The 20706-nt window shown below is 54.2% G+C and carries 19 protein-coding genes; 16 read left to right on the top strand and 3 right to left on the bottom strand.

The window, feature by feature from the left end:
• The first annotated feature begins 167 nt into the window (after positions 1 to 167).
• From rpoH to livJ, 3 genes are all read left to right on the top strand, one after another.
• On the top strand, positions 168 to 1022 hold the full coding sequence (gene rpoH, locus CHU32_RS12195) for an RNA polymerase sigma factor RpoH (protein ID WP_103675796.1): 855 nt from the start codon (positions 168 to 170) through the stop codon (positions 1020 to 1022).
• A 175-nt stretch (positions 1023 to 1197) separates the two neighbouring features.
• Positions 1198 to 2463, top strand: a complete 1266-nt coding sequence (locus tag CHU32_RS12190) for a 4-aminobutyrate--2-oxoglutarate transaminase (RefSeq protein ID WP_103675795.1) — start codon at positions 1198 to 1200, stop codon at positions 2461 to 2463.
• Positions 2464 to 2679: 216 nt separating this feature from the next.
• The gene (gene livJ, locus CHU32_RS12185; protein WP_103675794.1) at positions 2680 to 3783 is read left to right on the top strand and encodes a branched chain amino acid ABC transporter substrate-binding protein LivJ; all 1104 of its coding nucleotides are present in this window, start codon (positions 2680 to 2682) and stop codon (positions 3781 to 3783) included.
• A 136-nt stretch (positions 3784 to 3919) separates the two neighbouring features.
• Here the strand turns inward: livJ and CHU32_RS12180 are convergent, their stop codons facing one another.
• Both CHU32_RS12180 and panM read right to left on the bottom strand, forming a co-directional pair.
• The gene (locus tag CHU32_RS12180; RefSeq protein ID WP_425444889.1) at positions 3920 to 5953 is read right to left on the bottom strand and encodes a DUF2207 domain-containing protein; all 2034 of its coding nucleotides are present in this window, start codon (positions 5951 to 5953) and stop codon (positions 3920 to 3922) included.
• A gap of 182 nt (positions 5954 to 6135) precedes the next feature.
• Positions 6136 to 6519 carry an aspartate 1-decarboxylase autocleavage activator PanM gene (gene panM / locus CHU32_RS12175; protein WP_103675970.1) on the bottom strand — a complete coding sequence of 128 codons (384 nt, stop codon included), beginning with the start codon at positions 6517 to 6519 and terminating at the stop codon, positions 6136 to 6138.
• Positions 6520 to 6944: 425 nt separating this feature from the next.
• Here panM and livK point away from each other — a divergent pair, with 425 nt between their 5' ends.
• From livK to ugpQ, 11 genes are all read left to right on the top strand, one after another.
• A complete protein-coding gene (gene livK, locus CHU32_RS12170; RefSeq protein ID WP_103675793.1) occupies positions 6945 to 8054 on the top strand; it encodes a high-affinity branched-chain amino acid ABC transporter substrate-binding protein LivK in 1110 nt (369 codons plus the stop codon).
• 47 nt (positions 8055 to 8101) lie between these two features.
• On the top strand, positions 8102 to 9028 hold the full coding sequence (gene livH, locus CHU32_RS12165; RefSeq protein ID WP_103675792.1) for a high-affinity branched-chain amino acid ABC transporter permease LivH: 927 nt from the start codon (positions 8102 to 8104) through the stop codon (positions 9026 to 9028).
• Positions 9025 to 10302: a high-affinity branched-chain amino acid ABC transporter permease LivM gene (locus CHU32_RS12160; RefSeq protein WP_103675791.1), complete on the top strand. Its 1278-nt coding sequence runs from the start codon at positions 9025 to 9027 to the stop codon at positions 10300 to 10302. Before livH ends, CHU32_RS12160 begins: the two co-directional genes overlap by 4 nt.
• Positions 10299 to 11066, top strand: coding sequence for a high-affinity branched-chain amino acid ABC transporter ATP-binding protein LivG (gene livG, locus CHU32_RS12155; protein ID WP_103675790.1), 768 nt, complete (start codon positions 10299 to 10301; stop codon positions 11064 to 11066). Before CHU32_RS12160 ends, livG begins: the two co-directional genes overlap by 4 nt.
• A gap of 1 nt (position 11067) precedes the next feature.
• Positions 11068 to 11781, top strand: a complete 714-nt coding sequence (gene livF, locus CHU32_RS12150; protein WP_103675789.1) for a high-affinity branched-chain amino acid ABC transporter ATP-binding protein LivF — start codon at positions 11068 to 11070, stop codon at positions 11779 to 11781.
• Between the two features lie 309 nt (positions 11782 to 12090).
• Positions 12091 to 13407: a sn-glycerol-3-phosphate ABC transporter substrate-binding protein UgpB gene (gene ugpB, locus CHU32_RS12140; RefSeq protein WP_103675787.1), complete on the top strand. Its 1317-nt coding sequence runs from the start codon at positions 12091 to 12093 to the stop codon at positions 13405 to 13407.
• Positions 13408 to 13715: 308 nt separating this feature from the next.
• Positions 13716 to 14603: a sn-glycerol-3-phosphate ABC transporter permease UgpA gene (gene ugpA / locus CHU32_RS12135; RefSeq protein WP_103675786.1), complete on the top strand. Its 888-nt coding sequence runs from the start codon at positions 13716 to 13718 to the stop codon at positions 14601 to 14603.
• A complete protein-coding gene (gene ugpE, locus CHU32_RS12130) occupies positions 14600 to 15445 on the top strand; it encodes a sn-glycerol-3-phosphate ABC transporter permease UgpE (protein ID WP_103675785.1) in 846 nt (281 codons plus the stop codon). The genes ugpA and ugpE overlap by 4 nt, the downstream gene beginning before the upstream one ends.
• Before the next feature lies 1 nt (position 15446).
• Complete coding sequence (locus CHU32_RS12125) at positions 15447 to 16520, top strand: sn-glycerol-3-phosphate import ATP-binding protein UgpC (RefSeq protein ID WP_103675784.1); 1074 nt, start codon at positions 15447 to 15449, stop codon at positions 16518 to 16520.
• A 178-nt stretch (positions 16521 to 16698) separates the two neighbouring features.
• A complete protein-coding gene (locus CHU32_RS12120; RefSeq protein WP_103675783.1) occupies positions 16699 to 17388 on the top strand; it encodes an SMI1/KNR4 family protein in 690 nt (229 codons plus the stop codon).
• Positions 17389 to 17417: 29 nt separating this feature from the next.
• On the top strand, positions 17418 to 18161 hold the full coding sequence (gene ugpQ / locus CHU32_RS12115) for a glycerophosphodiester phosphodiesterase (RefSeq protein WP_103675782.1): 744 nt from the start codon (positions 17418 to 17420) through the stop codon (positions 18159 to 18161).
• Here ugpQ and CHU32_RS12110 read toward each other — a convergent pair.
• Positions 18158 to 18538, bottom strand: coding sequence for a DUF2756 family protein (locus CHU32_RS12110; RefSeq protein WP_103675781.1), 381 nt, complete (start codon positions 18536 to 18538; stop codon positions 18158 to 18160). The two genes, ugpQ and CHU32_RS12110, sit on opposite strands and share 4 nt — an antisense overlap.
• Positions 18539 to 18660: 122 nt before the next feature.
• Here CHU32_RS12110 and ggt point away from each other — a divergent pair, with 122 nt between their 5' ends.
• Together ggt and CHU32_RS12100 are read left to right on the top strand one after the other, a co-directional pair.
• Positions 18661 to 20394, top strand: a complete 1734-nt coding sequence (gene ggt, locus CHU32_RS12105; protein WP_103675780.1) for a gamma-glutamyltransferase — start codon at positions 18661 to 18663, stop codon at positions 20392 to 20394.
• Between the two features lie 88 nt (positions 20395 to 20482).
• A partial coding sequence (locus tag CHU32_RS12100; protein WP_103750854.1) for a hypothetical protein occupies positions 20483 to 20706 on the top strand: 224 nt, incomplete at its 3' end.

Below are 20706 nucleotides of genomic sequence, written 5' to 3'. Positions count from 1 at the left end.
TCACATTTTGTGCGTAATTTATTCACACGGTTGCATTGAACTTGTGGATAAAATCACGGTCTGATAAAAGAGTGGATGATATTCTCGTTGCTCATACGCACTGGCACGTTTGTTGCTGTACCCCAGAACAAGCCGCTGCCGGTAAGCTGTAAATTGAGAGGATTTGAATGACCAAAGAAATGCAAACTTTAGCTTTAGCCCCGGTTGGTAACCTGGAGTCGTATATCCGGGCTGCGAACGCATGGCCGATGTTAACGGCCGATGAAGAGCGGGCGCTCGCTGAAAAGCTGCATTACCAGGGCGATCTGGAAGCAGCTAAGACGCTGATCCTGTCACACCTGCGCTTTGTTGTTCATATTGCTCGTAACTACTCGGGCTATGGCCTGCCGCAGGCTGACCTGATTCAGGAAGGTAACATCGGCCTGATGAAAGCCGTACGCCGCTTTAACCCTGAAGTGGGCGTTCGCCTGGTGTCCTTTGCCGTGCACTGGATCAAAGCCGAAATTCACGAGTACGTGCTGCGTAACTGGCGTATCGTGAAAGTGGCCACCACCAAAGCACAGCGTAAGCTGTTCTTTAATCTGCGTAAAACTAAGCAGCGTCTGGGCTGGTTTAACCAGGATGAAGTGGAAATGGTGGCACGCGAGCTGGGCGTTTCCAGTAAAGACGTGCGGGAAATGGAATCACGAATGGCGGCGCAGGACATGACGTTTGATATGTCTTCCGACGATGAGTCCGACAGCCAGCCGATGGCTCCCGTGCTTTATCTCCAGGATAAATCGTCTAACTTTGCTGATGGCATTGAAGATGACAACTGGGAAGAGCAGGCGGCGAACAAGTTGACTGATGCGATGCAGGGTCTGGATGAACGTAGCCAGGCTATCATTCGCGCCCGCTGGCTGGACGATGACAACAAGTCCACGCTGCAGGAACTGGCCGATCGCTACGGCGTCTCCGCTGAGCGTGTGCGCCAGCTTGAGAAAAACGCGATGAAAAAACTGCGCGCGGCTATCGAAGCCTGATTGGTACCACACCCGATAAACCCCTGGACACGTCCGGGGGTTTTTGTTTTCTGCCTTCCCACCATAATCCTTTCCTCTGTCTGACTCCTTACATTCACTGGCGTTAATTCGCGCGATGGCAAACAATTACGTATGCGCTTTATCTGTTTCGGGCTTCTTCTGGCAGGGGGTTATCGTGAGTAATGAGTCACTTAATCAGCGGCGTTTACAGGCAACGCCGCGCGGTATTGGCGTGATGTGCGGCTTTTATGCTGAACGGGCGGAAAATGCCACGTTGTGGGACCAGGATGGCAACGAGGTTATTGATTTTGCAGCGGGAATTGCCGTGCTGAACACCGGGCACCGTCATCCCAGGGTGGTTGCCGCTATTGAAAAACAGCTTCAGGCGTTTACTCATACCGCATATCAAATCGTTCCTTACGAAAGCTATATTTCCCTGGCCGAGCGGATAAATGAACGCGTGCCGGTTGACGGTCCGGCGAAAACGGCTTTTTTTACCACCGGGGCTGAAGCGGTTGAAAACGCGGTAAAAATAGCGCGCGCTTATACCCGGCGTCCCGGGATTATTGCATTTGGCGGTGGTTTTCATGGCCGCACTTCCATGACGCTCGCGCTGACCGGCAAAGTCGCACCATATAAAACCGGCTTTGGTCCGTTTCCCGGCTCTGTGTTCCATGCGCTTTATCCAAACCAACTGCACGGCGTGACCACGGCAGACGCCCTGAAAAGTCTGGAGCGTATTTTCAAAGCGGATATTGCCGCGGATCAGGTGGCCGCCATCATCCTGGAGCCGGTACAGGGCGAAGGCGGGTTTAACATCGCGCCGCCGGAATTTATCGGGGCGTTGCGCGAACTGTGTGATACCCATGGCATTCTACTGATTGCCGACGAAGTGCAAAGTGGTTTTGCCCGTACCGGCAAGCTGTTCGCGATGGAGCACTATGTGCAGAAAGCCGATCTTATCACCATGGCGAAAAGTCTGGCAGGCGGGATGCCGCTCTCTGCGGTTGCCGGGCGTGCAGATGTGATGGATGCGCCTGCGCCGGGCGGTCTGGGTGGTACGTATGCGGGCAATCCGCTGGCGGTCGCGGCAGCGCATGCGGTACTGGACGTGATTGACGACGAGCAGTTATGCGAACGCGCCCGTGAACTCGGTATGCATCTGGTGGAAGTGCTGAACAAGGCCCGCGCGGTATGCCCGCACATTGCCGGGGTTCGCGCTCAGGGATCAATGGTTGCCGTTGAGTTTAACGATCCGCAGACCGGTGAGCCGTCAGCGGAATTTACCCGCCAGGTGCTTGAGTATGCGCTGGCGGAAGGCTTGCTGCTGCTAAGCTGCGGCGTTTACGGCAACGTGATCCGCTTTCTCTACCCGCTGACCATCCCGCAGGCGCAGTTTCGTCAGGCGCTGGAGATTATCGATCGCGCACTGACGCGTTAAACCTGCCGTTTCTCCCCGGCAGCACCGTGCTGGCCGGGGACAGCTTCTCTCACTTCATATAACTGTGACAAATTAACTATTCCAAAATCATAAAAATGGGGTATGTTTTAGCATAGAATGCTGGAAAGGCACGGCCCGCAGTCTTTAAATCAAAATAATGTGTCGCATAACAACATCACAACACACGTAATAACCGCAATAATGGGGAATCTCAGGATGAAAATGAAGGGTAAAGCGTTACTGGCAGGATGTATCGCGCTGTCGTTAAGCAACATGGCGCTGGCCGAAGACATTAAAGTCGCCGTCGTGGGCGCAATGTCCGGCCCGGTAGCGCAGTATGGCGACCAGGAATTCACCGGCGCTGAACAAGCCGTGGCTGATATTAACGCCAAAGGTGGCGTGAAAGGCAATAAGCTGACCATCGTAAAATATGATGATGCCTGCGACCCGAAACAGGCGGTGGCGGTGGCCAACAAAGTGGTTAATGACGGCATCAAATACGTTATAGGCCATCTGTGCTCATCCTCAACGCAGCCAGCCTCAGATATTTATGAAGATGAAGGCATTCTGATGATCACTCCGGCAGCGACCGCGCCGGAATTGACCGCCCGTGGTTATAAGTTGATCCTGCGCACCACCGGTCTGGATTCCGATCAGGGGCCGACGGCCGCCAAATATATTCTTGAAAAAGTGAAGCCGCAGCGCATTGCGATTGTGCATGATAAGCAGCAATACGGCGAAGGTCTGGCCCGTGCGGTGCAGGATAACCTGAAGAAAGGTAACGCCAACGTGGTGTTCTTTGACGGTATCACCGCCGGTGAAAAGGACTTCTCCACGCTGGTGGCACGTCTGAAGAAAGAAAATATCGATTTCGTTTATTACGGCGGCTACCACCCGGAAATGGGGCAGATCCTGCGCCAGGCGCGCGCGGCGGGCCTGAAAACCCAGTTTATGGGACCGGAAGGGGTAGCGAACGTCTCGCTGTCTAACATCGCGGGTGATTCTGCCGAAGGCATGCTGGTGACTAAGCCGAAGAACTACGATCAGGTTCCGGCGAATAAACCAATTGTTGATGCCATCAAAGCGAAGAAACAGGACCCCAGCGGCGCGTTTGTGTGGACCACCTACGCCGCGCTGCAATCCTTACAGGCGGGTCTGAATCAGTCTGACGAGCCGGAAGAAATCGCGAAATACCTGAAGGCGAATAAAGTCGAGACAGTCATGGGGCCGCTGTCCTGGGATGAGAAAGGCGACCTGAAAGGCTTTGAGTTCGGCGTCTTTGACTGGCACGCCAACGGTACGGCGACTGACGCGAAGTAACGGATTTTGACCCTCCCCATTAAGGGGAGGGCCAGACCAGAACAAAAACAGGTTTGCCATTTTTGCGCTGTCCTGGCGGGAAACGTTAGTGGCAAGACAGTGCAGGAGCGCGCCCGGTTTCCCCGCTAAACCGGCTTTACCAGCCACCACCACCGCCACCCCCCGATCCGCCGCCGGACGATCCGCTGTCTGACGACCCTGACCCGCTGGAACCCGAATCCGTACTGCCGCTGGACCCTGAGTCTGAGGAGCCACTATGCGAGTTAAACACCGGCATTTCCTGCGATGAAGTATGAAGGGCGTGATTGAAATGATGCAGATGACTCCAGTCAGCGCTGTAAAACGCGCCTGATACCGCACCGACGCTACCAAGGTAAGCTGCAAATTTATTCGCCCAGGTTTTCCCTATCCCAAGCGCCAGCGCGGCCGGCAGAAGACTCTCAAAACTGAGCACCGTCTGGCGGGGCTGATAAACCGTCTGGTGACGATGTTTTTCTGCCGTCCTGAGGTAGCGTTTGAGCCCTTTAGCTATCGCCAGGTCATTCAGCCCGCGCTGGGTATAACGTGGCGTTAGCCAGCAGAAAAGCAGGCACAGTGCGATGGCGACCACCAGTGCGCCGGGATAGCCCGCCGGGATCTGCTCAAGAGGAGGCAGCATAGCCGACAGGAACACCGTACATCCTGCGATCAAACCCGCACCGAACAAAAACGAAAACAGGAGCACCAGAGCTCTGTTACGGCCAGTTTCGCGCGGTTTGAACAGTGCCATCACGAACACCAGCAACAGTATCAGCGCGGGGAGTAGCATCAGCAGCCCTGGTATGGTCAGTATTGCCACTGACGCAGTAAAGACGGTCCCGCAAATGAGCGGAATGAGCAGGGCGAGGAAAATACAATGCCGTACAAGTTTACCCCATTTCAGAAAGAGGAGATCGCGTTTTTCTTCACAGCGCTGCATTAACCATTTCCGCGCGTGATGCACCATCGGCTGGCGGGCAATACTTAAATCAATCCGGTTGCCGTTACCTCCAAAAAGAATATTCAGCAGTGCCCTGTCATCAGCCGTTAAACGCGGGTTATTACCATCCGGCAGACGGACCAGCGTAGGCTGATCGGGGGTATTGCTGAGCGCCATCCCTCCTTTAGCCACCAGTCCCAGCAAATCGCTGGTGAACGCCACATCATCATAGATGCGGCGGGTAATAAAGCGCAGGTATCCAGGCGTCATGCTGGCAGGAATGCTGTACTGCGGTGTCACGGGCGGCATTTTTAGCCCGGCAGGCGTCACGTTTTTACGCCACCACGCCAGGTAATACAGCACCATCAGCAGCAGCGGAAGCCAGATGATGCTGGTTTTCGGCGTGGGCAACAGCAGATGCACGAATGGTGAAATAGCCTGTGGCGCAGGCGCGCGGGCAAGAATGGTGCGTGGCCAGGTATAGGCGACGGTAAGCCCTTCGCCTTTTTTCAGTGGCTGCGACGTTTCCACGCCGCCATCGGCCAGCAGAAACGCATTATGCTGTTTTGCGCCCAGCGGACCGGTATAGACATCAATTGAACGCAGACGAGTATCTTTGCCATCTTTGTTTACATAGCCTGCGGCATCAGGCAATTGCAGATGAAAGCTGGCCCGACTAATCGGCCAGTTCCAGTCGTTACCGGTTACATTCCAGTACAGCTCATCCCAGTCCGCAAAGCGGCTGAAATGATTGCTAACCTGATAACGAATTTCATAGCGATGAATACCCGGCTTCAGGGTGGCATCAGCGTTACCAATACGCACGGTCAGCGTTTTGCCCGAAGTATCGAGGCTGTAAGGTTCCGCTATGTCATTGCGGGAAACCGACTGGATCTGGTAATCGACGCTGAACATCTTGCCGTCCGGGCGATTCCAGGAGAGCGGAAGCGTGCGAAAAATACCGCGCCGGATCTCCTTACCCAGCGACATGACGGTAATATTTTCCTGTACCTGCATGCGACCATCCGGGGTGAACCGGGCATGGGAATCGAAGGACAAAATATGTTCGTAAGTCCGCGCCGCGTTGGGGGGTAAGCGGACCATATTTACTGCGGCTGGGACGGGGGCTGCCAGCAGAATGAACAGCGTTACCAGAGCAATCGTCAGGAACGAGGCATGCCCGTTCTTTTTGCGTAATCCATAAGTTCTCATGGTTGGCCGGTCATTTTTGCGCATGTCGATGGTTAATCAATAAACAGAAAGAGTAACGCGTCTGTAATGGGGCAGTAAACGACCACTAATGGCAGGAGATCCTGCTATGCGCCTGAAATAAACATTGAAGCCTCTGGCTATAAGAGAGCCATTTACATTGTGATAGCTTCATTCATGGCGCACTACCGCTTCACCCATCCATCCCGCTGCGCCGTAAAGCCCAGCGCCTGCATAAACGCCGCCATTACACTCCGGTCTTCCACACCGACATCCGCCATCCACCATGAAGCTATGTCGGGATTATCACGCACAATCTCTTCCACCAGATACTGCCCGACGCCACGACGACGGGTGACGTCACGCACGCGCAGCGAATCCAGCGCGCCCTCGGTGCCGCTTAAGGTGACGCGGACTGCGCCAAGCAGCCTGTCATTAAAGCGTGCCGCGTAAATACGATGAGTATTATCTACGCTCAGCGATGAAGAAGAATATTCCGGCCAAATTTTACCCAAATCGACATAATCCTGAGCGTTCAGCGTTTCCAGGCGGATGATAGTCAGTTTCATTAACGGCGTGTCCAAATCATAAACGAGCAGCGATTTTACCCATTTTCACTCCCGGCGGCCTTTCTCTTTTTTGACGCATCCATCAGGTGATTAATTTTTGACGGCCCGAAAGTACAGTGTGAAACATTAAGGATCGAAAAATAAGCAGAATTTTAACCTAAGAGGTAGCGTTTTATTCCGCTCATAATGTCGTTATTTTATGCTGTCATGCGGACTTTTTTTGTTTATCTCCGGCCTAATACAGAATATTATCTCTGCTTAATCGACTGAAATATAGAGATTTTAGTCTGGATTACGCGATAAAACAGTGCTAAACCATTAAAGATGCTGGTAAAAGTAGCGTTGTTCACAAATAGTACAGAATGCTTTTTAACCATAAAAAAACAAAATATTCACACGACATCACGAACGGGGATTCAGACATCATGAAAAGGAATGCAAAAACGCTTATCGCAGGCATTATTGCGCTGGCTTTTACACACACAGCGATGGCCGACGACATCAAGGTAGCCGTGGTCGGGGCGATGTCCGGTCCGGTGGCACAGTGGGGCGATATGGAGTTCAACGGTGCGCGCCAGGCGATTAAAGACATCAACGCCAAAGGCGGCGTGAAGGGCAATAAACTGGTTGGCGTCGAATACGACGACGCCTGCGATCCGAAGCAGGCGGTGGCCGTTGCCAACAAAATCGTGAACGACGGCATCCAGTACGTTATTGGTCATCTCTGCTCGTCCTCGACCCAGCCGGCTTCCGACATTTATGAAGATGAAGGCATCCTGATGATCACCCCAGGCGCGACCAACCCTGAGCTGACCCAGCGCGGTTATCAGTACATTATGCGCACCGCCGGTCTCGACTCCTCGCAGGGACCGACCGCCGCGAAATACATTCTGGGCACCGTGAAGCCGCAGCGTATCGCCATCATTCATGATAAACAGCAGTATGGCGAAGGGCTGGCGCGTTCGGTGCAGGATGGGTTGAAAAAAGGCAATGCCAATATCGTTTTCTTTGATGGTATTACCGCCGGGGAAAAAGATTTCTCCGCCCTGATCGCGCGGCTGAAAAAAGAAAATATCGATTTTGTGTATTACGGCGGCTACTACCCGGAAATGGGGCAAATGCTGCGTCAGGCGCGCGCTGTCGGGCTGAAAACTCAGTTTATGGGACCGGAAGGCGTGGGCAACTCCTCGCTGTCCAATATCGCCGGTGACGCGGCAGAAGGCATGCTGGTGACGATGCCAAAACGCTATGACCAGGACCCGGCAAACAAAGGTATCGTGGATGCGCTGAACGCAGAGAAGAAAGATCCGAGCGGTCCTTACGTGTGGATCACCTACGCTGCCGTGCAATCGCTGGCAACGGCCATGGATCGCAGCGGCAGTCAGGAGCCGCTGGATCTGGTGAAAGATTTAAAAGCGCACGGGGCAAACACCGTGATTGGGCCGCTGAACTGGGATGAAAAAGGCGATCTGAAGGGATTTGAGTTTGGTGTCTTCCAGTGGCACGCTGATGGTTCTTCCACGGCAGCCAAATAATAGTCCCGCCGCCCGGTGCGTCCGGGCGGGTTGAGAAAGGTTATTTTATGTCCGAGCAGTTTCTCTATTTCTTGCAGCAGATGTTTAACGGCGTCACGCTGGGAAGCACCTACGCGCTGATCGCCATCGGCTATACGATGGTGTATGGCATTATCGGCATGATTAACTTCGCCCACGGCGAGGTTTACATGATCGGCAGCTACGTCTCCTTTATGATCATCGCCGCGCTCATGATGATGGGCATTGACACCAGCTGGCTGCTGGTGGCAGCCGGATTTATCGGCGCGATTGTGATTGCCAGCGCCTACGGCTGGAGTATTGAGCGCGTCGCCTATCGGCCCGTGCGCAATTCCAAACGTCTGATTGCGCTGATCTCCGCCATCGGGATGTCTATATTTCTGCAAAACTACGTCAGCCTGACCGAAGGCTCGCGCGACGTGGCCCTGCCAAGTCTGTTTAACGGCCAGTGGACAATCGGCAGCAGCGATAACTTCTCCGCCTCTATCACTACCATGCAACTGGTGATCTGGGTGGTGACCTTGGTGTCGATGCTGGCGCTGACGTTGTTTATTCGCTACTCGCGTATGGGCCGTGCCTGTCGTGCCTGTGCGGAAGATTTGAAGATGGCGAGTCTGCTCGGTATTAATACCGATCGCGTTATCGCGTTGACCTTTGTCATTGGTGCTGCGATGGCGGCGGTGGCGGGCGTGCTGCTCGGCCAGTTCTACGGCGTTATTAACCCCTACATCGGCTTTATGGCCGGGATGAAAGCCTTTACTGCCGCGGTGCTGGGCGGGATCGGCAGTATTCCGGGGGCGATGCTCGGCGGCCTGATCCTGGGCGTCGCTGAAGCGCTTTCCTCTGCTTACCTGAGTACCGAATATAAAGATGTAGTGTCATTTGCTCTGCTGATCCTGGTACTGCTGGTCATGCCGACCGGTATCCTCGGCCGCCCGGAGGTAGAGAAAGTATGAAACCAATCCATTTTGTTATGGCGCTGCTCTCTGCCGCGATGTTTTTCATCCTGGCGGGCGTTTTTATGGGCGTTCAACTGGAACTGAGTGGCACTAAACTGGTAGTGGATCGGGCTGCCGATATCCGCTGGCAGTGGATCTTCATTGGTACGGCGGTGGTCTTTTTCTTTCAGCTGCTGCGGCCTGTATTCCAGAAGTCGCTGAAAAGCGTCTCCGGACCGAAGTTTGTTCTGCCAGCCATTGATGGTTCAACGGTTAAGCAGAAGCTGTTTCTGCTTGCCCTGCTGGTGATTGCCGTGGCGTGGCCGTTTATGGTTTCGCGCGGAACGGTGGATATTGCCACCCTGACCATGATTTACATCATCCTCGGCCTCGGGCTGAACGTCGTGGTGGGGCTGTCCGGTCTGCTGGTGCTGGGCTACGGCGGCTTTTATGCCATCGGCGCGTATACCTTCGCCTTACTTAATCACTATTACGGTCTCGGCTTCTGGACCTGCCTGCCGCTGGCAGGGCTGGTCTCGGCAGCGGCGGGCTTCCTGCTGGGCTTCCCGGTGCTGCGCCTGCGCGGTGACTATCTGGCGATTGTGACGCTGGGGTTCGGCGAGATTGTCCGTATCCTGCTGCTTAACAATACCGAAGTGACCGGCGGCCCGAACGGGATCAGCCAGATCCCGAAACCGACGTTGTTTGGCCTGGAGTTCAGCCGCAGCGCGCGCGAAGGCGGCTGGGATACGTTCAGCAATTTCTTTGGCGTGAAATACGATCCGTCCGACCGGGTGATCTTCCTCTACCTGGTGGCCTTGCTGCTGGTGGTCTTCTCGCTGTTTGTCATCAACCGCCTGCTGCGTATGCCATTGGGTCGCGCGTGGGAAGCGCTACGCGAAGATGAAATCGCCTGTCGCTCGCTGGGCTTAAACCCGACGCGTATCAAGCTGACCGCCTTTACCATCAGCGCCGCGTTTGCAGGCTTTGCCGGAACGCTGTTTGCCGCGCGTCAGGGCTTTGTCAGCCCGGAATCCTTCACCTTCGCTGAATCAGCGTTTGTACTGGCGATTGTGGTACTCGGCGGGATGGGTTCGCAGTTTGCGGTGATTCTGGCGGCGGTACTGCTGGTAGTATCGCGAGAATTAATGCGCGATTTTAACGAATACAGCATGTTAATGCTGGGTGGTTTAATGGTCCTGATGATGATCTGGCGACCGGAAGGCTTGTTACCGATGACGCGTCCGCAACTGAAGCTCAAGCGTACGCAGGCGAAAGGAGAGCAGGCATGAGTCAGCCACTATTAGCGGTTAACGGCCTGATGATGCGCTTTGGCGGCCTGCTGGCGGTCAATAACGTTTCACTGGATCTCCATCCGCAGGAGATAGTTTCTCTTATCGGCCCGAACGGCGCGGGCAAAACCACCGTTTTTAACTGTCTGACCGGTTTCTATAAGCCGACTGGCGGCACCATCATGCTGCGCGATCAGCATCTTGAAGGATTGCCGGGCCAGCAAATTGCCCGCATGGGCGTGGTGAGGACCTTTCAGCACGTGCGCCTGTTCCGCGAGATGACGGTGATTGAAAACCTGCTGGTGGCGCAGCATCAACAACTGAAAAGCGGCGTATTCTCTGGCTTGCTGAAAACGCCGTCCTTCCGTCGCGCTCAGAGCGAGGCGCTGGATCGTGCGGCCACCTGGCTGGAGCGTATTGGTTTGTTAGCGCACGCTAACCGCCAGGCCAGTAACCTCGCGTATGGCGATCAGCGGCGTCTGGAAATTGCCCGCTGCATGGTCACGCAGCCGGAAATTCTGATGCTCGACGAACCGGCGGCAGGTCTTAACCCGAAAGAGACCAAAGAGCTGGACGAGCTGATTGTTGAACTGCGTAGCCACCATAACACCACGATCCTGCTGATTGAGCACGACATGAAGCTGGTGATGGGCATCTCCGATCGCATTTATGTAGTCAATCAGGGAACGCCGCTGGCCAACGGCACGCCAGAGCAAATTCGTAACAACCCGGACGTGATCCGCGCTTATTTAGGTGAAGCATAAGATGGAAAAAACAATGTTGTCTTTCGATAACGTGAGTGCTCACTACGGTAAAATCCAGGCGCTGCACAATGTCAGCCTGAGCATCAATCAGGGTGAAATCGTCACCCTAATCGGCGCAAACGGTGCGGGAAAAACCACGCTGCTTGGCACTCTCTGCGGCGATCCGCGCGCCACCAGCGGGCGGATCGTGTTTGACGGTAAAGATATTACCGACTGGCAAACGGCGAAGATCATGCGCGAGGCGGTGGCGATTGTGCCGGAAGGGCGTCGCGTCTTCTCACGCATGACGGTCGAAGAAAATCTGGCGATGGGCGGCTTCTTCGCCGATCGCGACCAGTTCCAGAGCCGTATCAAGTGGGTTTATGAACTGTTTCCGCGCCTGCATGAGCGCCGTATTCAGCGTGCGGGCACCATGTCCGGCGGCGAACAGCAGATGCTGGCGATAGGTCGCGCGCTGATGAGCCAGCCGCGCCTGCTGCTGCTGGACGAGCCGTCGCTGGGCCTGGCCCCGATTATCATTCAGCAGATCTTCGACACCATCGAGCAACTGCGCGAGCAGGGGATGACCATCTTCCTCGTCGAGCAAAACGCCAATCAGGCGCTGAAGCTGGCCGACCGTGGCTACGTGCTGGAAAACGGCCACGTGGTGCTATCCGATACCGGCGACGCGCTGCTGGCGAATGAGGCGGTGAGGAGTGCGTATTTAGGCGGGTAAACCGCTTTGCCCGGTGGCGCTGCGCTTACCGGGCCTACGATTTCTTCAATCCTTTGCGTTAAATATGAATTTGTAGGCCGAGTAAGGCGAAGCCGCCACCCGGCAGGTTTGTGTTATGGTGCCAGGGCAACCCCGCCACCGGGCTTTTTTCCGCCATCTAATCTTCACCAATCCATCATCCCACCGACGCCTGGCTGTCACTTTTCTGTAACTCAAAAGTTATTTTTCTGTCATTTGCGCATGTCATGTTAATTCGCGAACACGAAACGCGTGATCCCGCGCATCCGGCACAATAAGAGAGATAAGCGAATGATATCGTTACGACATACAGCACTGGGAATGGCGTTGAGTCTGGCATTTGCTGGCAACGCCCTTGCCGTTACGACTATTCCGTTCTGGCACTCTATGGAAGGAGAACTGGGTAAAGAAGTCGATTCTCTGGCGCAGCGTTTTAACCAGGCCAATCCGGATTACAAAATTGTGCCGACCTATAAAGGCAACTATGAGCAGAGCCTGAGCGCGGGCATTGCAGCGTTTCGTACCGGCAACGCCCCGGCTATTTTGCAGGTGTATGAAGTCGGAACGGCGACGATGATGGCTTCAAAAGCGATTAAGCCGGTGTACGAAGTGTTTAAAGACGCGGGTATTAACTTTGACGAGTCTCAGTTTGTGCCGACGGTTTCCGGATACTACACCGACTCGAAAACCGGACATTTGTTGTCTCAGCCGTTTAACAGTTCGACTCCTGTTCTGTATTACAACAAAGACGCCTTCAAAAAGGCAGGGTTAGATCCAGAACAGCCGCCGAAAACCTGGCAGGATCTGGCGGCTTATACAGCGAAGCTGAAAGCGGCGGGGATGAAGTGCGGCTATGCCAGCGGCTGGCAGGGCTGGATACAGATTGAAAACTTCAGCGCCTGGCACGGCCTGCCGGTTGCCACCAAAAACAACGGCTTCGACGGTACCGACGCGGTACTGGAATTTAACAAGCCGGAGCAGGTGAAACATATCGCGCTACTGGAAGAGCTGAATAAGAAGGGTGATTTCAGCTACTTCGGGCGTAAGGACGAATCCACCGAGAAGTTCTATAACGGGGATTGCGCTATTACTACCGCCTCGTCCGGCTCGCTGGCTGATATTCGTCACTATGCCAAATTCAATTACGGCGTGGGGATGATGCCGTATGACGCCGATGTCAAAGGCGCGCCGCAGAATGCCATTATCGGCGGAGCCAGCCTGTGGGTGATGCAGGGTAAAGATAAAGACAGTTATACCGGCGTGGCGAAGTTCCTCGACTTTCTTGCGAAGCCGGAGAATGCAGCCGAATGGCACCAGAAAACAGGCTATCTGCCGATCACCAAAGCAGCTTATGACCTGACTCGCGAGCAGGGCTTCTATGATAAGAATCCAGGTGCGGATATCGCCACTCGTCAAATGCTGAACAAGCCGCCATTGCCGTTCACCAAAGGGCTGCGCCTGGGCAATATGCCGCAAATTCGCACCATTGTGGATGAAGAACTGGAAAGCGTATGGACCGGCAAGAAAACCCCGCAACAGGCGCTGGATTCAGCGGTCGAGCGTGGTAATCAACTGCTGCGCCGTTTTGAGCAGTCAACGAAGTCTTAACCTTTTTGCCCTCACCCTAACCCTCTCCCACAGGGAGAGGGGACAGTCCGGCGCTCAGGTTTAACGGTGTTCCTCGACGTGTCACAGGACAGAGTGTGAGGCACAAACTTACTCCTGCCACCGGAGCTGGTTTTCTCTCTCCCACAGGGAAAGGGGACAGTCCGGCGCTCAGGTTTAACGGTGTTCCTCGACGTGTCACAGGACAGAGTGTGAGGCACAAACTTGCTCCTGCCTCCGGTGCCGGTTTTCTCCCTCTCCCTGAGGGAGAGGGTCGGGGTGAGGGGGAGATAATATCGCAGAGCGTATTTATGTCCTCATCCCGTCCGATATTCCGTTCCCGCTGGTTACCGTATGTACTGGTCGCCCCGCAACTGGTTATCACCCTTATTTTCTTTATCTGGCCCGCTGGCGAAGCGCTGTGGTACTCACTGCAAAGCGTTGATCCGTTTGGCTTCTCCAGCCAGTTTGTTGGCCTGGAAAACTTTATCGCCCTGTTTCATGACAGCTACTATCTCGACGCCTTCTGGACGACGATCAAATTCAGTACGCTGGTGACGTTCAGCGGGCTGATTGTCTCGCTGTTTTTTGCCGCGCTGGTGGATTATGTGACGCGCGGTAGCCGCTTCTATCAGACGCTGATGCTGCTGCCTTACGCCGTCGCGCCTGCGGTCGCAGCCGTATTATGGATCTTCCTGTTCAACCCCGGACGCGGGCTAATTACCCACGCGCTGGCCTCGTTCGGCTATGACTGGAATCACGCGCAAAACAGCGGCCAGGCCATGTTCCTCGTCGTATTTGCCTCGGTCTGGAAGCAAATTAGCTACAACTTCCTGTTCTTCTTCGCCGCGCTGCAATCGATTCCCCGTTCGCTGGTGGAAGCTGCCGCGATTGACGGCGCGGGTCCGGTACGCCGCTTCTTTAAACTCTCGTTGCCGCTGATCGCGCCAGTGAGTTTCTTCCTGCTGGTGGTGAATCTGGTGTATGCCTTCTTTGACACCTTTCCGGTCATCGACGCCGCCACCGCAGGCGGGCCGGTGCAGGCAACCACCACTCTTATCTACAAAATTTATCGCGAAGGTTTTGCCGGATTAGATCTCTCTGCCTCCGCTGCCCAGTCGGTGATACTGATGTTCCTCGTTATCATCCTGACAGTTATCCAGTTCCGCTACGTTGAAAGTAAGGTGCGCTATCAATGATTGAGAATCGTCGCGGGCTGACGATATTCAGCCATACCATGCTTATTCTGGGGATCGTCGCCATCCTGTTCCCGCTGTACGTCGCCTTTGTCGCCGCAACGCTGGATAACCAGGCGGTATTTGACACACCGATGACACTGATCCCCGGTACGCATCTGCTGGAGAATATGCAAACCATCTGGGTGAACGGCGTGGGCGTCAACAGCGCACCGTTCTGGCGGATGATGCTTAACAGTTTCATTATGGCGTTTGGCATTACGGTGGGCAAAATCGCCGTGTCGATGCTCTCCGCCTTTGCCATTGTCTGGTTCCGCTTTCCACTACGTAACCTGTTCTTCTGGATGATTTTTATTACGCTGATGCTGCCGGTCGAAGTACGTATTTTCCCGACGGTGGAGGTGATAGCGAACCTGAAGATGCTCGACAGCTATGCGGGCCTGACGCTGCCTCTGATGGCCTCGGCCACCGCCACGTTTTTGTTCCGTCAGTTCTTTATGACCCTGCCTGACGAATTGATGGAAGCTGCGCGTATTGATGGCGCGTCGCCAATGCGTTTTTTCCGTGACATCGTTCTGCCGCTTTCCAGAACCAATCTGGCAGCGCTGTTTGTCATTACGTTTATTTACGGCTGGAATCAGTACCTGTGGCCGCTGCTGATTATCAGCGACGTCAACCTCGGCACCGCCGTGGCGGGGATCAAAGGCATGATCGCCACCGGGGAAGGGACGACACAGTGGAATCAGGTGATGGCGGCGATGCTACTGACGCTGATCCCGCCGGTCATTATTGTATTAGCCATGCAGCGCGCGTTTGTGCGTGGCCTCGTTGACAGTGAGAAATAAGATGGCAGGTTTAAAATTACAGGCAGTCACTAAAAGCTGGGACGGCGGCAAAACACAGGTGATCCAGCCGCTAACGGTGGATGTAGCGGACGGCGAGTTTATCGTGATGGTCGGTCCGTCCGGCTGCGGTAAATCGACGCTATTGCGTATGGTCGCTGGTCTTGAGCGGGTCAGCAGTGGCGATATCTGGATCGACAGACAGCGGGTGACGGAAACCGAGCCGAAAGATCGTGGCATCGCGATGGTTTTTCAGAACTACGCGCTGTATCCGCATATGAGCGTTGAAGAGAACATGGCCTGGGGACTGAAAATTCGTGGCATGGGTAAAGGACATATTGCCGAGCGGGTGAAAGAAGCGGCGCGGATTCTGGAGCTTGAAGGCCTGCTAAAACGTCGGCCGCGCGAGCTTTCCGGCGGCCAGCGGCAGCGCGTGGCGATGGGGCGGGCGATTGTGCGCGATCCGGCGGTATTTTTATTCGATGAACCGCTCTCTAATCTTGATGCGAAACTGCGCGTACAGATGCGCCTTGAGCTTCAGCATTTGCACCAGCGCCTGAAAACGACCTCGCTGTATGTGACCCACGATCAGGTTGAAGCCATGACTCTCGCACAGCGGGTGATGGTGATGAACAAAGGCGTGGTCGAGCAAATCGGTACGCCGGTTGAAGTGTATGAAAAACCCGCCAGCCGCTTTGTAGCGAGCTTTATCGGCAGCCCGGCAATGAATCTGCTGGACGGGCGTATCAGCACATCGGGGACGCATTTTGAATTGGAAAGTGGCATGGCGTTGCCGATCAACTGGTATTATCGCGGCTATGCCGGGCGTAAAATGACGCTGGGTATTCGTCCTGAGCATATTGCGCTAAGCTCGCAGGCGGAAGGCGGCGTACCGCTGGTGATGGATACGCTGGAGATGCTGGGCGCGGATAATCTCGCCCACGGACGCTGGGGCGCGCAAAAACTGGTCGTGCGCCTGGCACATAAGGAACGGCCGGCGGCAGGGAGCACGCTCTGGCTGCATATGGCAGAGGCGCATTTGCATCTTTTTGATGGTGAAACGGGACAACGCATATGAGTAACTGGCCTTATCCTCACATTGTCGCCGACTGCAGCGATTAAGTCGGCTCTGAAAAAAAACGGGCACTATTCTTGTAGGTGCCTGCGTGCGGGTATGGCAGGGGATGAATATCCTCTTCGTGGAGCAGAAAGCCAGCCGGTTTTTTTCAGTAAAATTATTTTGTTGGGAGTAGGTGATGTTTACGGAACAAATTAATAAAAGTATTGAATGTCTGCGATATAATGGTTATTTCATTACGGCAGGCTTAACGACACAAGAATTAAATGCCGCAGAAGAATGCTACAACATTACATTTCCGGCAGATTACAAGGCATTTCTTTCTGTTGGCATGCCTTTATATAGACATGATTTTACCGACTGGCGGAATTTATCCGCAGAGTATGTTGAATATATCAAATTTAAAATGTATGACTGCACCATTGATGGCGTGTTGTATGCTGTCCGAAAACTCGATGGTTGGCCGGAGTCGTGGGGAAAGAGACCTGATGAGATGGAAGGCAGGTTGGCGCTTGCCCGCAAAAAAATCAAAGAAAATCCATTATTTATACCTATTAAGTCTAACCGCTATCTCTCACTCTCTCCAGCGGAAAGCGGAAATCCGGTTTACTCGATTCATGAGGGTGATGATGTTGTGTGTTATGGTGAAAATTTATGGGATTATTTTATAAAATCAAATGATGCGGATGGGGACGGAGACGGGTATGGTCATGCTGATGCTATATATAACCTAACAACGATGCTGGAGCCTTTCCCAAAATATAATACTTTTGTCTATCATAGTATTAATAATTTTTTCTACCAGAACCAGCGTTATTACGATGAATGTGGTAATTATCTGCCTGGCGGCGAAGCTGTAGCTCAGTAATATCTGTATTTATAAAATGGTGAAACAATATGCGTAACTGGCCTTATCCACGTATTGTCGCCCATCGCGGCGGCGGCAAACTGGCCCCGGAAAATACCCTTGCGGCGATTGATGTTGGAGCGCGCTACGGGCATACGATGATTGAATTCGACGTGAAGTTGTCGAAAGACGGCCAGATCTTTCTGCTGCATGACGATAATCTCGAACGTACCAGTAACGGCTGGGGCGTGGCAGGGCACCTCACATGGCGCGAACTGCTCAACGTGGATGCCGGCGGCTGGTTTAGCGGCGAGTTTAAAGGCGAACCGCTGCCGCTGCTTGCGCAGGTGGCGGATCGCTGTCACGAACATGGGATGATGGCGAATATCGAAATCAAACCCACCACCGGCAGCGGCCCGCAAACCGGAAAAGTCGTGGCGCTTGCCGCGCGTGAACTGTGGCAGGGGATGACTGCACCGCTGCTCTCCTCATTTGACATTGACGCGCTGGAAGCGGCACAGCAAGCCGCGCCGGAACTGCCGCGCGGGCTGCTGCTGGATGACTGGCGCGATGACTGGCGCGAGCTTACCGCACGGCTGGGCTGCGTATCGATTCATCTTAATCATAAACTGCTGGATGAAGCGCGCGTGAAGGCGTTACGTGATGCGGGGCTACGCATTCTGGTCTATACCGTCAACCAGCCCCAGCGTGCGGCGCAACTGCTGCGCTGGGGCGTGGATTGCATCTGCACCGATCGTATTGACCAGATTGGGCCGGATTTTCAGCCGGACTAACGTACCGCAGGTGACGGCGTGACGGTATTATTCAGCATGTCGCCGTTTTTCTTCTCGGTCAGCATATGCTGCTGACCGCTGCTCAACATGCCGCCGTTAGTGTTTGGCAGCACCTGCTCACGCGGCTGATTCTGAATTAAACGTTCATTGTTGTTATTAATCTGCGTTTGCAGATGCTGCTGTTGCATCCGCGTCTGCGTCTGGAGCTGCTGGTTCAGCATGCCTTTCTGCTGAATTTGCTGACTTTGCATCTGAGTCTGCATCCGTTGCTGGCTGGGGATCTGATAGCCTGGCTGGTTCGGATTATTCATGGTGTTCAGCGGCTGCGCCAGAGCGACAGCAGGTACAAAAAGAGACAGAAGTAAAAGTCGTTTCATCTGCTTTTCCTCCTCCGGAAAACTCCCTTAAGTGTAATTGTTTTCTGACAAAACGATGATCTTTTAAGCATTGTGGACCAGGCTTAAGCCGGGACCCATCCCTCATATCTCTGGAGAAAACGATGATGAAACCGACGTTTTTGCGCTGGGTGGCGGTGGCCGCTCTGATGGCGGGAGGATGTTTTGGCGTGGCGGCCGCTCCGCCGGTCTCCTATGGCGTGGAGGCTGATGTCTTTCATCCGGTGGTGGCGAAGCAGGGTATGGTCGCTTCGGTGGATGAGACAGCGACGCGAGTAGGCGTTGAAATTCTTAAGGAGGGTGGCAATGCGGTAGATGCCGCCGTGGCCGTTGGCTACGCGCTGGCGGTGACGCATCCGCAGGCGGGTAATCTTGGCGGCGGCGGCTTTATGCTGCTGCGTACCAAAGACGGCAACACGACTGCGATAGATTTCCGTGAGATGGCCCCGGCCGGTGCCACGCGGGACATGTTCCTTGACGATCAGGGCAATCCGGACAGCAAAAAATCGCTGACGTCACACTTAGCTTCTGGCACGCCGGGTACCGTCGCCGGGTTCTCGCTGGCGCTGGAAAAATACGGTACGCTGCCGCTAAATAAAGTAATACGGCCTGCTATCAAGCTGGCGAAAGAGGGCATCGTGGTCAACGATGCGCTGGCTGACGATCTGAAAACCTATGGCAGTGAGGTGTTGCCGAATTATGAAAACAGTAAAGCTATTTTCTGGAAAAACGGCGAACCGCTGAAAAAAGGCGACAGGCTGGTGCAGGCCAATCTGGCGCACAGTCTGGAGATGATTGCTGAAAACGGGCCTTCTGAGTTTTATAAGGGCGCGATTGCTGACCAGATTGCACAGGAGATGAGTAAGAACGGTGGTCTGATCACGAAAGACGACCTCGCCACCTACCGTGCCGTTGAGCGTACGCCCATTAGTGGGGACTATCGTGGCTATCAGGTGTTTTCCATGCCGCCGCCCTCTTCCGGTGGAATACATATCGTACAAATCCTTAATATCCTGGAGAATTATGATCTGAGCAAATACGGTTTTGGCAGTGCGGATGCCATGCAGGTGATGGCGGAAGCGGAGAAGTATGCCTATGCCGATCGCTCGGAATATCTCGGCGACCCGGACTTTGTGAAAGTGCCGTGGCAGGCGCTAACGAATAAAGAATACGCCAAATCGATTGCCCAGCAGATTGACGTCAACAAGGCGAAGCCCTCCAGCGAAATTCGTCCCGGCAAGCTTGCGCCGTATGAAAGCAATCAGACCACCCATTTTTCCGTGGTGGATAAAGACGGTAATGCCGTCGCGGTGACCTATACCCTGAACACTATTTTTGGAACCGGGATTGTAGCGGGTAACACCGGTATTTTGCTGAACAATGAAATGGATGACTTCTCAGCTAAGCCCGGCGTGCCAAACGTTTATGGACTGGTAGGTGGCGATGCCAACGCGGTGGGGCCGAAAAAACGTCCACTGTCATCAATGTCCCCCACCATTGTTGTTAAAGATGGTAAGACGTGGCTGGTGACCGGTAGCCCTGGCGGTAGCCGTATTATTACCACAGTGCTGCAAATGGTGGTCAATAGTATTGATTTCGGGATGAACATTGCAGAGGCGACGAATGCGCCGCGCTTTCATCATCAGTGGTTACCCGATGAGCTGCGGGTGGAAAAAGGCTTTAGCCCGGATACGCTGAAACTGCTGGGTCAAAAAGGCCAGAAGGTGGCGGTGAAAGAAGCAATGGGCAGCACACAAAGCATTATGGTTGCTCCGGACGGAACGCTGTACGGCGCATCCGATCCACGTTCAGTGGATGATTTAACGGCGGGTTATTAATAAGGGAAAGGGATACCGTTCAGGGCGGTGAAAAAGGTTCCCGGGGAGCATTTGTCGTACAAGCCAGTCGACAGGAAGCGGGTGTAAAATGGCATTACGTCAGCTTTTTGCTGACCAGGCGCAACGTTGCGGGGGCTTTAACCCTGGCGGCGTCATTGCTGGAAAAGAAAAACCCTCGCGCGTTGTTGTTAAGGCAACTTACGAGGGCGACTCTTTGAATCCAGACAATTCAAGGATAGCCGCGAACGGTTGCCGGTGCAATCAGAAAAGGCTATACGATGCAGCACGTGTTGATGGCGATGTTGCAGGATC

This window comes from Superficieibacter electus, assembly GCF_002915575.1.
Taxonomy (GTDB): Bacteria; Pseudomonadota; Gammaproteobacteria; order Enterobacterales; family Enterobacteriaceae; genus Superficieibacter; species Superficieibacter electus.
Note: the sequence above shows the minus strand (reverse complement) of the source record. Positions and strands in the feature narration are given on the sequence as shown.

Coding starts and splice junctions, on each gene's coding strand:
- livJ (WP_103675794.1), top strand. CDS start 2,680: ATGAAAATGAAGGGTAAAGCGTTACTGGCAGGATGTATCGCGCTGTCG.
- livG (WP_103675790.1), top strand. CDS start 10,299: ATGAGTCAGCCACTATTAGCGGTTAACGGCCTGATGATGCGCTTTGGC.
- ugpQ (WP_103675782.1), top strand. CDS start 17,418: ATGCGTAACTGGCCTTATCCACGTATTGTCGCCCATCGCGGCGGCGGC.
- rpoH (WP_103675796.1), top strand. CDS start 168: ATGACCAAAGAAATGCAAACTTTAGCTTTAGCCCCGGTTGGTAACCTG.
- livK (WP_103675793.1), top strand. CDS start 6,945: ATGAAAAGGAATGCAAAAACGCTTATCGCAGGCATTATTGCGCTGGCT.
- ugpB (WP_103675787.1), top strand. CDS start 12,091: ATGATATCGTTACGACATACAGCACTGGGAATGGCGTTGAGTCTGGCA.
- CHU32_RS12180 (WP_425444889.1), bottom strand. CDS start 5,953: ATGAGAACTTATGGATTACGCAAAAAGAACGGGCATGCCTCGTTCCTG.
- ugpE (WP_103675785.1), top strand. CDS start 14,600: ATGATTGAGAATCGTCGCGGGCTGACGATATTCAGCCATACCATGCTT.
- livH (WP_103675792.1), top strand. CDS start 8,102: ATGTCCGAGCAGTTTCTCTATTTCTTGCAGCAGATGTTTAACGGCGTC.
- CHU32_RS12125 (WP_103675784.1), top strand. CDS start 15,447: ATGGCAGGTTTAAAATTACAGGCAGTCACTAAAAGCTGGGACGGCGGC.
- CHU32_RS12160 (WP_103675791.1), top strand. CDS start 9,025: ATGAAACCAATCCATTTTGTTATGGCGCTGCTCTCTGCCGCGATGTTT.
- panM (WP_103675970.1), bottom strand. CDS start 6,519: ATGAAACTGACTATCATCCGCCTGGAAACGCTGAACGCTCAGGATTAT.
- ugpA (WP_103675786.1), top strand. CDS start 13,716: ATGTCCTCATCCCGTCCGATATTCCGTTCCCGCTGGTTACCGTATGTA.
- ggt (WP_103675780.1), top strand. CDS start 18,661: ATGATGAAACCGACGTTTTTGCGCTGGGTGGCGGTGGCCGCTCTGATG.
- CHU32_RS12110 (WP_103675781.1), bottom strand. CDS start 18,538: ATGAAACGACTTTTACTTCTGTCTCTTTTTGTACCTGCTGTCGCTCTG.
- CHU32_RS12120 (WP_103675783.1), top strand. CDS start 16,699: ATGTTTACGGAACAAATTAATAAAAGTATTGAATGTCTGCGATATAAT.
- livF (WP_103675789.1), top strand. CDS start 11,068: ATGGAAAAAACAATGTTGTCTTTCGATAACGTGAGTGCTCACTACGGT.